Raw genomic sequence first — 13037 nt, 5'->3', positions numbered from 1 at the left:
CACGCGCGCAACGGCGCGCGACTAGACTGGCGCGCGTTATGTCACCCGTCTACGACTGCCGAGACGAGTCGCAGCTGCTGTCCGGAATGCGCCACGCGCGTCAGGCGATCGGCCGAGGCGAACTCGTCGTGCTCCCCACCGACACCGTCTACGGAATCGCCGCGGACGCGTTCAACGCGCGCGCCGTTGCGGGCCTGCTCGAGGCGAAGGGCCGCGGACGCCAGCAGCCCCCGCCCGTCCTCGTGCCCGGGGTCGGGACGCTGCGGGCGCTCGTCGCCGAGATCCCGCCCGCGGTGGACGACCTCGTGCGCGAGTTCTGGCCGGGGGGCCTCACGATCGTGCTGCCCGCGCAGCCGTCGCTGTCGTGGGATCTCGGCGACACCCACGGCACCGTCGCGGTGCGCATGCCCGCGCAGAAGATGACGCTCGAACTCCTCGAAGAGACCGGTCCCCTCGCCGTGTCGAGCGCGAACCTGACCGGTCGGGCGGCGGCCGTCGACATCGACTCCGCACGCGACATGCTCGGCGACAGCGTGGCGGTCTACCTCGACGCCGGCGTCAGCGAGACGGGCATCGCCTCGACGATCATCGACGCGACGACCCTCGTCGGGGGAGCGGAGCCGCAGATCCGGGTGCTGCGCGAGGGAGCGATCTCGCGCGACCGACTCCGCGCCGTCGTGGGCGACCTGCTCGAGCCCAACCCCGTCGACGACGTCGCGGACCCCCTCGCGGCGCCGACTGCGACGACCCCGGATGCCGAGGCGCCGGGTCCGTGACCCAATACCTCCTCACCATCCTGTTCACGGCGGCGGTCACGCTCGCGCTGTCGTGGGTGGTGTGGAAGCTCGCGCTGCGGTTCAAGCTGTACCCCGGCATCCGCGACCGCGACGTACATAAGACGCCGACCCCCCGCCTGGGCGGTGTGGCGATGTTCCTCGGCGTGGTCGCAGCCTTCGCGCTGTCGAGCCGCAACCCCTACTTCGCGATCTTCTGGGTCGACCCCGTGCCGGTGCTCTCGCTCCTGGGCGCGGTGCTGCTCATCGTGCTCGTCGGCGTCGCCGACGACCTGTGGGACCTCGACTGGATGATCAAGCTCGGGGCGCAGTTCGTCGCGGCCGGCATCATCGCGTGGTTCGGGCAGCTGCAGATCCTGTCGCTGCCGATCGGGGCGCTGACGGTCGGCTCGAGCTGGGTGAGCTTCCTGCTCACGGTGTTCGCGCTGGTCGTCGTCATGAACGCGGTCAATTTCATTGACGGGCTGAACGGCCTGGTCGCCGGCGTCTGCCTCATCGCCAACGGCGTCTTCTTCGCGTATTCGTACCTTCTCGTGCGCGACACCGGCGCGAGCACCTACTTCAACCTCGCCTCCTTCATCGCCGCCGTACTCGTCGGAGCCTGCCTCGGGTTCCTCCCCATGAACTGGACGCCCGCCAAGCTCTTCATGGGCGATGCCGGCGCCCTCATGCTGGGATTGCTCATGGCCAGCTCCGCGGTCGCCATCACCGGTCAGCTCGATCCGGCGGTGCTCGACCCCGAGAAGATCGGCCGTTCGCAGCTGCTCGGTGCCTTCATCCCGATCCTGCTACCGGTGGTGATCGTGCTGCTGCCCCTGCTCGACTTCGCCCTGGCCGTCGCCCGCCGTCAATGGGCAGGGCGGTCGCCGTTCTCGCCCGACCGCAAGCACCTGCATCACCGCATGCTCGACATGGGTCACACCGACCGCGACGCCGTCCTCATCTTCTACAGCTGGACCGCCGTCGTGAGCCTGGCGTTCCTCCTGATGTACATCGGCACGCAGCAGGGGTGGCCCGGCGACTACGCCTTCGGCATCGTCTTCGGCGTCATCGGCGTCGTCGCGTGCGTCGTGCTCACGCTCCTTCCTTCCCAGCACCGTCTGCGGCTGTCCCGCCGCCCCCGACCCACCCGACCGGAGTCCCCCTCATGAGCGCTGCTTCGCCCGCCCCCCGTCGACCCCTCTCCAGTACCCCGGTGCTGCGCACCGCCCTGGTCTGGGGTGGCATCGTGACGGCGGTGCTGCTCGTGGTGGGCGCCGTCGTCGGGTTCCTCGTCGGGGGAGGGGGAGGCCTCGGCAGTGCGCTGTCGGGTGTCGCGGTCAGCGCGATCTTCCTCGCCGTGACCGCCATCAGCATCCTGGTGGCGAACCGCTGGTTCGGCGACCCGCTCTACGTTCCGATCTTCTTCGGGATCGTCCTGGGCGGGTGGCTGCTCAAGCTCATCCTCTTCATCGTCGCGATCGTTGTCCTGCGAGGGCAGGGCTGGGTCGATCCGGTCGTCTTCTACGTCGCCCTCGTCGTGAGCGTGATCGCCTCGCTCGCCGTCGACGTCGTGGTGCTGCTGCGTATGCGCATCCCCAGCGTGAGCGATGTCACCCTGCCCACCGACCCCGACGCGGGCGATCGCCGCTCCTGAGCGGCTCGTACCCCATGCCCCGGGCGTCGGCGGCACGTTACTCCGGCGGCGAGACGATCGTCGCGGCCGGACTCATGGATCCGCCGGGAGTTTGATAGGGTGGGGTAAGTACCCACCCGCGATCGGAACTCTTCTCCAGGCTCGCACTTCGGGTAACAATCACCGACCATCGTCGCAACGGTTCACACCGATGCCCCGAAGCTGGAGCCAGCGCTGACTACTCAAGCTGCGACCCTGATCACGAACTTCGCGTCCGCGGGTGCCGAGTTCCACCCGCCGTCCATCTCGGAGTTCTTCCCCGATGCGGTGCTGTTCGAGGGCACGATCTTCGCGATCACGCGTATCAACCTCACGCAGATGCTGGCGACGCTGGCCCTCGTCCTCTTCCTCGTGCTCGGCACGCGCCGCATGAAGGTCGTCCCCGGTCGCTTCCAGAGCATCGCCGAGATGGGCCTGGACTTCGTCCGCGTCAACATCGCGGAAGACATCCTGGGCCGCAAGGACGGCAAGCGCTTCCTGCCGATCCTCACCACCATCTTCTTCATGGTGCTGTTCATGAACATCACGGGTGTCATCCCGTTCCTGAACATCGCCGGTACCAGCGTCATCGCCGTCCCGATGCTGCTCGCGATCGTGGCCTACGTCACCTTCATCTACGCGGGCATCAAGAAGAGCCCGAGCGGCTTCTTCCGCAACTCGCTGATGCCTCCCGGGCTGCCCTGGTTCCTCTACATCCTGATCATCCCGCTCGAGTTCCTCTCGACGTTCATCATCCGCCCCGTCACCCTGACGCTGCGTCTGCTGATGAACATGGTCGTCGGCCACCTCATGTTGGTGCTGTTCTTCGCCGCGACGCAGTTCTTCGTCGTTGACCTCAGCGGATGGTGGACCGCCCTCGGCGCCGGCTCCCTCGCCTTCGGCTTCGCCTTCACCCTGTTCGAAATCTTCGTCGCCTTCCTCCAGGCGTACGTCTTCGCGATCCTCACCGCGGTCTACATCCAGCTCGCGGTCGCAGAAGAGCACTGAGCGGCCCGGCGCACGCCGAGCCACCCAACGAAAGGAAAAAACCCGTGGACGCAACTACGGTTCTCGCCCAGGTCACCGGTAACGTCGCCACGATCGGCTACGGTCTCGCCGCCATCGGCCCCGCCATCGGCGTGGGCATCGTCGTCGGCAAGACGATCGAGGGCGTCGCCCGTCAGCCCGAGCTCGCGGGCCGCCTGCAGGTCCTGATGTTCATCGGTATCGCCTTCACCGAGGCGCTCGCCTTCATCGGTATCGCGACCGGCTTCATCTTCACCTGATCCCGGCCGCTCTCGACTCACTGTAAGGAGACAGGATGCTGAACGCTCTTGTCACTCTCGCCGCGGAGCCCGCGGGGGAAGCGCACAACCCGCTGCTTCCCGCGGTCTACGACATCATCTGGTCGGCCGTGTGCTTCGTCGTCATCATCTTCGTGGTGTGGCGCGTCGCCCTGCCGCGCATGGCGAAGCTGCTCGACGAGCGCAGTGCTGCCATCGAGGGCAACATCGCGAAGGCCGACGAGGCCCAGCGCCAGGCCGAAGCCGCTCTCGAGGAGTACACCGCACAGCTCGCCGAAGCGCGTCGCGAAGCCGGTGAGATCCGCGAGTCCGCCACGCAGGACGGCCGCAAGATCGTCGCCGAGGCGCGCGAGGCCGCTACCGCCGACGCCGCCCGCATCACCGCGTCCGCGCACGCGCAGATCGAGGCGGAGCGTCAGGCGACCCTCGTCCAGCTGCGCTCCGAGGTCGGTACCCTCGCGGTCGACCTCGCCGGCAACGTGATCGGTGAGAGCCTGTCCGACGACGCGCGTGCCAACGCCGTGGTCGACCGCTTCCTCGCCGAGCTCGAAGCTTCCGAGAAGGCGGCCAAGTAATGGGCAGCGCGACCACTCAGGCGCGGACCTCGACGTCGGAGGCCCTGGCCTCCGCGTCGGGGGTCGATCTCGACGTCGCGCGCGAGCTGTTCGCGGCCGTCGGTGCCGTGAGCGGTTCGGCGCAGTTGAGCGGCGCGCTGTCCGACTCGTCGGCGCCGGCCGCCGCTCGCGCGGCCCTGGTGTCGGGCGTCTTCGGCTCGTCGTACCGGCCCACCACGGTGGCCCTGCTCACGAGCGCCGCCCAGCAGCGCTGGTCGAACTCCGCCGAGTTCGTGGAGGGGCTGGAAGAGCTCGCGGTGCGCGCCACGGCGGTCGCCGAGACGAACGACATCGAGCCCGAGCTGTTCTCGTTCTCGCGCACGGTCGCCGCCAACGGCGAGCTCGAGCTGGCCCTCGGCGGTCGTCTCGGAGACGCGTCGGCGAAGGGTTCGCTCGTGTCGACGCTGCTCGACGGTCGCGTGAGCGCGGGCACGGCGCTCATCGTGTCGTCGCTGGTGCAGAACGCCCGCGGTCGCCGCGTGCGCGCTCTGCTGCGTCGCGCCGAGAAGATCGTCGCCGATCAGCGCGCGCGCATCGTCGCGACCGTCTACGCCGCGGCCCCCCTGAGCGCCGAGCAGCAGACCCGTCTGCAGAACGCTCTCAGCGCACGTTACGGTTCGGCGGTCACGCTGAACACCGTGATCGACCCGACGGTGGTCGGCGGACTGCGCGTGCAGGTCGCGGACGACGTCATCGATGCGAGCGTGTCCGCACGTCTCGCTGACCTCCGCCAGCGGATCGCAGGCTAAAGACTTTCCGCCCGAGTGGGCGTGGATCTGGGGGCCGAGTGCCCCACGAACGAAGGAAGACAATGGCAGATCTCTCTATCAGCCCCGACGTCATTCGTGACGCGCTGAAGGACTTCGTCAACGCCTACGAGCCCACCGGCGCCGCGGCGACCGAGGTCGGCGCCGTCGTCGACGCGGCCGACGGCATCGCGCACGTCGAGGGCCTTCCGGGCGTCATGGCCAACGAGCTCATCCGCTTCGCGGACGGCACGCTGGGCCTCGCTCAGAACCTCGACGAGAACGAGATCGGTGTGGTCGTCCTCGGCGACTTCGCCGGCATCGAAGAAGGCCAGAGCGTCACGCGCACGGGCGAGGTCCTCTCGGTCGGCGTGGGCGACGGCTACCTGGGTCGCGTGGTCGACCCGCTCGGCAACCCGATCGACGGTCTCGGCGAGATCGCGACCGAGGGTCGTCGTGCCCTCGAGCTACAGGCGCCGGGCGTCATGCAGCGCAAGAGCGTTCACGAGCCCCTTCAGACCGGTATCAAGGCCATCGACGCCATGATCCCCGTCGGCCGCGGCCAGCGTCAGCTGATCATCGGCGACCGCCAGACCGGTAAGACGGCCATCGCGATCGACACGATCATCAACCAGAAGGCCAACTGGGAGTCGGGCGACGTCAACAAGCAGGTGCGCTGCATCTACGTCGCGATCGGCCAGAAGGGCTCGACCATCGCTTCGGTGAAGGGCGCGCTCGAGGACGCCGGCGCGATGGAGTACACCACCATCGTCGCGGCGCCCGCCTCCGACCCCGCCGGCTTCAAGTACCTCGCCCCCTACACCGGCTCGGCCATCGGCCAGCACTGGATGTACGGCGGCAAGCACGTCCTCATCATCTTCGACGACCTGTCGAAGCAGGCCGAGGCCTACCGTGCCGTGTCGCTCCTGCTGCGCCGCCCGCCGGGCCGCGAGGCGTACCCCGGCGACGTGTTCTACCTGCACTCGCGTCTGCTCGAGCGTTGCGCGAAGCTGTCCGACGAGCTCGGCGCCGGTTCGATGACGGGTCTTCCCATCATCGAGACCAAGGCCAACGACGTCTCGGCGTACATCCCGACCAACGTGATCTCGATCACCGACGGCCAGATCTTCCTGCAGTCCGACCTCTTCAACGCCAACCAGCGTCCCGCGGTCGACGTGGGTATCTCGGTGTCGCGCGTGGGTGGTGACGCCCAGGTCAAGTCGATCAAGAAGGTGTCCGGAACGCTGAAGCTCGAGCTCGCGCAGTACCGCTCGCTTGAGGCCTTCGCGATGTTCGCGAGCGACCTCGACGCGGCTTCGCGTCGTCAGCTCGCCCGTGGTGCGCGTCTGACCGAGCTGCTCAAGCAGCCGCAGTACTCGCCGTACCCGGTCGAGGAGCAGGTCGTCTCGATCTGGGCCGGCACCAACGGCAAGCTCGACACCGTCGAGGTCTCCGACGTGCTCCGCTTCGAGCGCGAGCTGCTGGACTACCTCCGTCGCAACTCGACCGTGCTCGACACCCTGCGCGAGACCAACGCGCTGGGCGACGACACCCTCGCCGAGCTGGAGCAGAAGATCGACGCGTTCGCGAAGGAATTCCAGCCCGGCAAGGACTCGAGCGTCGTCGGCGCCGAGAAGGTCGACGCCGCCGAGGCGGAAGACGTCAACCAGGAGCGGATCGTCAAGGGCCGTCGCTGATAGCGACGACACGAGAACGGAATCATGGGCGCACAACTGCGGGTCTATAAGCAGAAGATCTCTTCTGCTCAGACGACCAAGAAGATCACGAAGGCGATGGAGCTCATCGCGGCTTCGCGCATCCAGAAGGCGATGGCGCGTGTGCGCGCGGCATCGCCCTTCGCGCGGGCCGTTACGAGCGCCGTCTCCGCGGTGGCCACGCACTCCTCCGTCGACCACCCGCTGACGACCGAGCGCGAGAACATCCGCCGCTCGGCCGTGGTGGTCTTCACCTCCGACCGCGGCCTCGCCGGCGCGTTCAACTCGCAGATCCTCCGCGAGGCCCTCGAGCTGGCGGAGCTCCTGCGTTCGCAGGGCAAGGACGTGGTGTTCTATCTCGTCGGTCGCAAGGCCGTCGGCTACTTCCAGTTCCGCCGCATGGCGAGTGCCGCGCAGTGGGTCGGTGACACCGACACCCCGCAGTTCTCGACGGCGGAGGAGATCTCGGATGCCGTTCTCGAGGCGTACCGCGCCGGTGGCGAGAACGAGGGCGTCGACGAGATCCACCTCGTGTACAACCGCTTCGTCAGCATGATGACGCAGTCGCCCGAATCGGTGCGTCTGCTCCCGCTCGAGGTCCTCGAGGCCGATGAGGCCCCGGGCCAGGCCGAGATCTACCCGCTCTACGAGTTCGAGCCGGACGCTGAGACCGTGCTCGATGCGCTTCTGCCGGTCTACGTCCAGAGCCGCATCTTCAACGCCCTCCTGCAGTCGTCGGCCGCCAAGCACGCCGCGACCCAGAAGGCCATGAAGTCGGCCAGCGACAACGCCGACAAGCTCATCACCGACTACACCCGTCTGCGCAACAACGCGCGTCAGGCGGAGATCACGCAGCAGATCGCCGAGATCGTCGGCGGCGCCGATGCCCTGGCATCCGGCAAGTAAGTTCCCAAGGAGAGAAGAAGCCATGAGCCTCACCGCCGAGAAGACCGACGCGGCCGTCGTCGGACGCGTCGCGCGCGTCACCGGCCCGGTCGTCGACATCGAGTTCCCGCACGACGCGATCCCCGACATCTACAACGCGCTGAAGACCACGATCACCATCGGTGACGAGTCGACCGAGATCACCCTCGAGGTCGCCCAGCACCTCGGCGACGACCTCGTCCGCGCGATCGCCCTCAAGCCGACCGACGGCATCGTCCGCGGTCAGGAGGTGCGCGACACCGGCGGCCCCATCTCGGTGCCCGTCGGCGACGTCACCAAGGGCAAGGTCTTCGACGTCACCGGTGAGGTGCTCAACGCCGCTCCCGGTGAGCAGGTCGAGATCACCGAGCGCTGGGGCATCCACCGCAAGGCGCCCAGCTTCGACCAGCTCGAGTCCAAGACCGAGATGTTCGAGACCGGCATCAAGTCGATCGACCTCCTGACCCCGTACGTGCAGGGTGGAAAGATCGGCCTCTTCGGCGGTGCCGGCGTCGGCAAGACCGTCCTCATCCAGGAGATGATCCAGCGCGTCGCGCAGGACCACGGTGGCGTGTCGGTGTTCGCCGGTGTCGGCGAGCGCACCCGTGAGGGCAACGACCTCATCGGTGAGATGGAAGAGGCGGGTGTCTTCGACAAGACCGCCCTCGTGTTCGGCCAGATGGACGAGCCGCCGGGAACGCGTCTTCGCGTGGCCCTCTCGGCCCTGACGATGGCGGAGTACTTCCGCGACGTCCAGAAGCAGGACGTGCTGTTGTTCATCGACAACATCTTCCGCTTCACGCAGGCCGGTTCCGAGGTCTCGACGCTGCTCGGCCGCATGCCCTCCGCCGTGGGTTACCAGCCGAACCTCGCCGACGAGATGGGTGTGCTCCAGGAGCGCATCACCTCGACGCGTGGTCACTCGATCACCTCGCTGCAGGCGATCTACGTGCCCGCCGACGACTACACCGACCCGGCTCCCGCGACGACGTTCGCGCACCTCGACGCCACCACCGAGCTCTCGCGTGAGATCGCGTCGAAGGGTCTCTACCCGGCCATCGACCCGCTGACCTCGACGAGCCGCATCCTCGACCCGCGCTACATCGGTGCCGACCACTACCGCGTGGCCACCAGCGTCAAGCAGATCCTCCAGAAGAACAAGGAACTGCAGGAGATCATCGCGATCCTCGGTGTCGACGAGCTCTCGGAAGAGGACAAGATCGTCGTGTCGCGTGCACGTCGCATCCAGCAGTTCCTCTCGCAGAACACCTACATGGCCAAGAAGTTCACCGGTGTCGAGGGCTCCACGGTCCCGATCAAGGAGAGCATCGAGTCGTTCGACGCGATCGTCAAGGGTGACTTCGACCACGTCGCCGAGCAGGCGTTCTTCAACGTCGGTGGCATCTCCGACGTCGAGGCCAAGTGGGCGCAGATCCAGAAGGAGAACGGCTGACATGTCGTTGCGCGTGAGCCTGGTGTCGGCCGACGCCGAGGTGTGGACGGGGGAGGCCTCGCTCGTCGTGGCCAAGACCGTCGAGGGTGAGATCGGTTTCATGCAGGGTCATGAACCGGTCCTCGCGATCCTCGCCCAGGGCGAGGTGCGCATCACCCGCACCGACGGCTCGAAGATCCTCGCCAACGCCGAGGACGGCTTCCTGTCGATGGCGAACGACGAACTCACGATCGTCGCCGGAAACGCGGCACTCGTCTCCTGACGTCGTCTCTTCTCTCGACGCGCGTCGCCCGATGTTCGGGCGGCGCGCGTCGTCTTTTCCCGGAGGACCCATGCTCGTCCTGCTCCCACCCTCTGAGACCAAGCGCCCCGGGGGCGACGGTCCACCGCTCGATCTCGGTGCTCTCGCCCTGCCGTCGCTCCGCTCCGCCCGTGAGACGGTCGTCGACGCACTGGTCGCCCTGTCCGCCGACCCGGACGAGGCCGCGCGCGTGCTGAAGATCAGCGCCGCGCGTCGACACGAGATCGGCGACAACGCTGCTCTGCGGACCGCGCCGACCATGCCCGCGATCGATCGGTACACCGGGGTCCTCTTCGATGCCCTGGATGCCGGCAGCCTCGACGCCGTTGCGCGCTCGTGGCTCGGAGAACACGTGATGATTCAGTCGGCGCCTCTGGGTCCGGTCGGTGCGCTCGAGGGCATCCCGGCCTATCGGCTCGCGGCGGGGACGTCGCTGCCGGGCGTTCCGCCGCTCCGGCGGATCTGGGCGGACGCCGTGCGGGAGGCGTGGACGCTCGCGCGTCCGGACTTCGTCCTCGACCTGCGGTCGGAGGCTTATGCCGCGCTCGGGCCGGTCCCCGACGACCTCTCGTCGACGTACGTGCGCGTCATGAGCGAGGACTCCGGCGGGCAGGCGCGGGCGCTGAATCACTTCAACAAGAGGGCGAAGGGGGAGTTCGTCCGCGCGCTGGCCTCGGGGCAGGCGCAGATCGGCTCCGTGGACGAGCTCGTCACGTGGGCGCGCGACGCCGGATGGATCGTGCGTGCCGGTGGCTCCGCGGAGACGGCCCTGATTGTATGACATGGGCGCGCCCCTATCAGGAAAGTCTCAGCTTCGCTAGCATGTGAGGCGCGGGGGGTGCGCGGACGCTCTCCGCGCACTCGCTTGGAAAGGAACTCGAATGAGTGACTCCTACTACTACGACGACGGGAGCGGTGTCGCCGCCCTCGCCTTCCTGCTCGTCCTGGTCCCGATCCTGCTGATCCTCGCCCTCGCGGCCTACGTGATCTCGTCGTTCCTCTACATGAAGATCTTCGAGAAGGCCGGCGTGCAGGGCAAGTGGCGCGCCTGGGTGCCCGTGTACAACGGCCTGGTGGCTGCGAAGCTGGGCGACGTCTCGCCCTGGGTGGTTCTGATCGTCGCTGTCGCGTCGAGCGTGCTGTCGAACATCCCGATCATCGGTCCGGTCTTCAGCCTGGCGATCATCGCCGTCGCGGTCATGTACTCGTGGCGCATCGGCCTGAAGCTCGGCAAGGACTGGCCCCTGCTCCTGCTCTGGCTGATCCCCGGCATCGGCGCGCTCATCTGGCTCGCGATCGTCGCGTTCAGCAACAACCGCTGGAACCCCGCGATCGCACCGGCCCCGTGGGCGAACACCTTCCTCGCCGACAAGACGGTGTGGAACGGCATCCCGGTCCAGCCGAGCCAGCCCGTCGCCGGCAACGGCGGCGGATACGCGGGTCCCGGCTACGGAGCGCCCCCGGCGCAGCAGCCCTACAGCCCGCCGGCCACCGGCACGACCCCGCCGCCGCCCGCGACGGGGACCACCCCGCCGCCCCCGGCTCCGCCGGCCGATCCCCGGATCTGACCTCACCGAAGGGCTCCCCGCCATCGCGGGGAGCCCTTCGCCGTTCGCGGCGATAGCGTGGAGGGATGACCTCTCCCGCACTTCCGCTTCGCACCGTCGGCCGTTCCGGACTCCGCGTCTCCGCGGTGGGGCTGGGGTGCAACAACTTCGGCCGCGCCGGTACGGCGACCGAGACGATCGAGGGGACGCGGGCTGTGCTCGACGCGGCGATCGAGGCGGGAGTGACCTTCCTCGACACCGCCGACATGTACGGCCGGGAGTTCGGCCTGTCGGAGACCCTCATGGGAGAGGCCCTCGACGGTCGGCGCGATCAGGTGGTCGTGGCGACGAAGTTCGGGCACGCCGATTTCGCCCCGGCGGTGCCGGGCGGGTCGAAGGGCTCCCGCACGCACGTCCGCCGTGCGGTCGAGGATTCGCTGCGGCGACTTCGTACGGACTGGATCGACCTCTATCAACTGCACACGCCCGACCCGACGACCCCTATCGAGGAGACGCTCGACGTGCTGGGCGACCTGGTCCGCGAGGGCAAGATCCGCTACGCCGGGCACTCCAACCTCGCGGGCTGGCAAATCGCCGAGGCCGAGCATGCCGCGCGGGGCGTGCGGTTCGTCTCGGCGCAGAACCAGTACAGCCTGCTCGCCCGAGCCGCCGAGCGGGAGGTCCTGCCCGCGGCCGAGCGGTACGGTCTGGGCTTCCTGCCCTTCTTCCCCCTGCACAACGGCCTGCTCACCGGGAAGTTCACGAGAGAGGGCGGACCGGAGGGGAGCCGCATCATGCGCCAGCGGCCGCACCTGTGGCGCGATGCGCCCTGGGACGCACTCGAGCGCTACCAGGCGTTCTGCGATGCGCGCGGCATCACGATGCTCGAGGCGACCTTCGCGTGGTTCCTGGCTCGTCCGGTCGTCGCGAGCGTCATCGCGGGAGCGACGAGTCCCGAGCAGGTGCGGGCGAATGCGGCGGCGGCGACGGCGTGGACGCCGAGCGCCGACGACCTCGCCGAGATCGACGGCATCCTGCCTTTGCCCGCCGATCCGGCCGCGGGGTGAACGATCCGGTGCGGATGCACACGTGTGGCGCATCCCCGGATCGGGGGCGCGCGTCGACTAGGATGACAGGGCCGTGCGGTTCCGCCGGCGCTGTCGTCGGCCAACCGGAGGATCTTTCGTGCCCGAGGTGACCACCCACACGCGCACCGTCCCGCTCGGTGAGACGGTGCTCGAGCTGTCGTGGGCGGCGAGCACCGAGGTGGGGCGCCGTCGCGAGGTGAACCAGGACGCCGTTCTCGCCGACTACCCGCTCTTCGTCGTCGCCGACGGCATGGGCGGACACCTCGGCGGCGAGATCGCGAGCGCGAGCACGGTCGAGCGCCTACGCGCCGTCGTGGCGACCGGGCCCGTCTCGACGAAGAACATCGAGAAGGCTCTGTCCCGCGCGGTCAAAGACATCGTGGCCCACCCCGAGACGACCGACGAGGGCACCGGCACGACCCTCACCGGGGTCTACCTCGAGACGCAGACGGACGAACCGCACTGGGTCACCCTGAACATCGGTGACTCCCGCGTCTACCTCCTGCGCGACGGCGAGATCGTCCAGGTGACGACCGACCACTCGGTCGTGCAGGAGCTCATCGCGGCGGGGCGGCTCAGCCCCGAAGAGGCCGAGAACCATCCCTACGGCAACGTCATAACGCGCGCCGTCGGCCCGAGCGACAGCGTCAAGCCCGACTACCTCCGTCTCGACGTGCTCGACGGCGACCGCTTCGTGATCTGCTCCGACGGGCTCACGAAAGAGCTCACCGATTTCGGCATCCGCCACTTCCTCGAGGCGAACGCCGATCCGGCCGCGGCGGTCGACGCCATGATGGCCGCTGCGCTCGAGAACGGCGGCCGCGACAACATCTCGATCGTCGTGCTCGACGTCGTTCGCCGCTCCGCCTGAAATTCATCTTGACCGCGGGAACCCGC

The 13037-nt window shown here is 68.3% G+C and carries 15 protein-coding genes; all 15 read left to right on the top strand.

Annotated features, from left to right (window positions below):
- The first annotated feature begins 38 nt into the window (after positions 1 to 38).
- The 15 genes from F9B98_RS01725 to F9B98_RS01655 all read left to right on the top strand — a co-directional run bounded on the left by F9B98_RS01725 (position 39) and on the right by F9B98_RS01655 (position 13011).
- On the top strand, positions 39 to 776 hold the full coding sequence (locus F9B98_RS01725) for an L-threonylcarbamoyladenylate synthase (protein ID WP_150952002.1): 738 nt from the start codon (positions 39 to 41) through the stop codon (positions 774 to 776).
- Positions 773 to 1945: an MraY family glycosyltransferase gene (locus tag F9B98_RS01720; RefSeq protein WP_150952000.1), complete on the top strand. Its 1173-nt coding sequence runs from the start codon at positions 773 to 775 to the stop codon at positions 1943 to 1945. The genes F9B98_RS01725 and F9B98_RS01720 overlap by 4 nt, the downstream gene beginning before the upstream one ends.
- Complete coding sequence (locus tag F9B98_RS01715; protein WP_150951998.1) at positions 1942 to 2430, top strand: hypothetical protein; 489 nt, start codon at positions 1942 to 1944, stop codon at positions 2428 to 2430. Before F9B98_RS01720 ends, F9B98_RS01715 begins: the two co-directional genes overlap by 4 nt.
- Positions 2431 to 2736: 306 nt before the next feature.
- Entirely contained in the window at positions 2737 to 3456 is a 720-nt protein-coding gene (atpB, locus tag F9B98_RS01710) for a F0F1 ATP synthase subunit A (protein ID WP_412177021.1), read from the top strand.
- Between the two features lie 44 nt (positions 3457 to 3500).
- Positions 3501 to 3734: a F0F1 ATP synthase subunit C gene (gene atpE / locus F9B98_RS01705; protein ID WP_043360904.1), complete on the top strand. Its 234-nt coding sequence runs from the start codon at positions 3501 to 3503 to the stop codon at positions 3732 to 3734.
- Positions 3735 to 3769: 35 nt separating this feature from the next.
- Entirely contained in the window at positions 3770 to 4327 is a 558-nt protein-coding gene (locus tag F9B98_RS01700) for a F0F1 ATP synthase subunit B (RefSeq protein WP_150951992.1), read from the top strand.
- The gene (locus tag F9B98_RS01695; RefSeq protein WP_150951989.1) at positions 4327 to 5115 is read left to right on the top strand and encodes a F0F1 ATP synthase subunit delta; all 789 of its coding nucleotides are present in this window, start codon (positions 4327 to 4329) and stop codon (positions 5113 to 5115) included. The genes F9B98_RS01700 and F9B98_RS01695 overlap by 1 nt, the downstream gene beginning before the upstream one ends.
- A gap of 62 nt (positions 5116 to 5177) precedes the next feature.
- A complete protein-coding gene (atpA, locus tag F9B98_RS01690; RefSeq protein WP_150951986.1) occupies positions 5178 to 6809 on the top strand; it encodes a F0F1 ATP synthase subunit alpha in 1632 nt (543 codons plus the stop codon).
- Positions 6810 to 6833: 24 nt separating this feature from the next.
- Positions 6834 to 7733 (top strand): F0F1 ATP synthase subunit gamma, encoded by a 900-nt coding sequence (locus tag F9B98_RS01685; RefSeq protein ID WP_150951983.1) that lies wholly within the window; start codon positions 6834 to 6836, stop codon positions 7731 to 7733.
- Positions 7734 to 7755: 22 nt separating this feature from the next.
- Positions 7756 to 9204, top strand: coding sequence for a F0F1 ATP synthase subunit beta (atpD, locus tag F9B98_RS01680; protein ID WP_150951979.1), 1449 nt, complete (start codon positions 7756 to 7758; stop codon positions 9202 to 9204).
- A gap of 1 nt (position 9205) precedes the next feature.
- Complete coding sequence (locus F9B98_RS01675; protein WP_058597269.1) at positions 9206 to 9466, top strand: F0F1 ATP synthase subunit epsilon; 261 nt, start codon at positions 9206 to 9208, stop codon at positions 9464 to 9466.
- 70 nt (positions 9467 to 9536) lie between these two features.
- The gene (locus F9B98_RS01670; protein WP_150951976.1) at positions 9537 to 10286 is read left to right on the top strand and encodes a YaaA family protein; all 750 of its coding nucleotides are present in this window, start codon (positions 9537 to 9539) and stop codon (positions 10284 to 10286) included.
- A 100-nt stretch (positions 10287 to 10386) separates the two neighbouring features.
- Complete coding sequence (locus F9B98_RS01665; protein ID WP_150951973.1) at positions 10387 to 11073, top strand: large exoprotein; 687 nt, start codon at positions 10387 to 10389, stop codon at positions 11071 to 11073.
- Between the two features lie 65 nt (positions 11074 to 11138).
- Positions 11139 to 12119, top strand: a complete 981-nt coding sequence (locus tag F9B98_RS01660; RefSeq protein WP_150951970.1) for an aldo/keto reductase — start codon at positions 11139 to 11141, stop codon at positions 12117 to 12119.
- 118 nt (positions 12120 to 12237) lie between these two features.
- On the top strand, positions 12238 to 13011 hold the full coding sequence (locus F9B98_RS01655) for a PP2C family protein-serine/threonine phosphatase (RefSeq protein ID WP_150951967.1): 774 nt from the start codon (positions 12238 to 12240) through the stop codon (positions 13009 to 13011).
- The last annotated feature ends 26 nt before the right edge of the window (positions 13012 to 13037 follow it).

It is taken from the genome of Microbacterium testaceum StLB037, assembly GCF_008763945.1.
GTDB classification, from domain to species: Bacteria; Actinomycetota; Actinomycetes; order Actinomycetales; family Microbacteriaceae; genus Microbacterium; species Microbacterium testaceum_G.
Note: the sequence above shows the minus strand (reverse complement) of the source record. Positions and strands in the feature narration are given on the sequence as shown.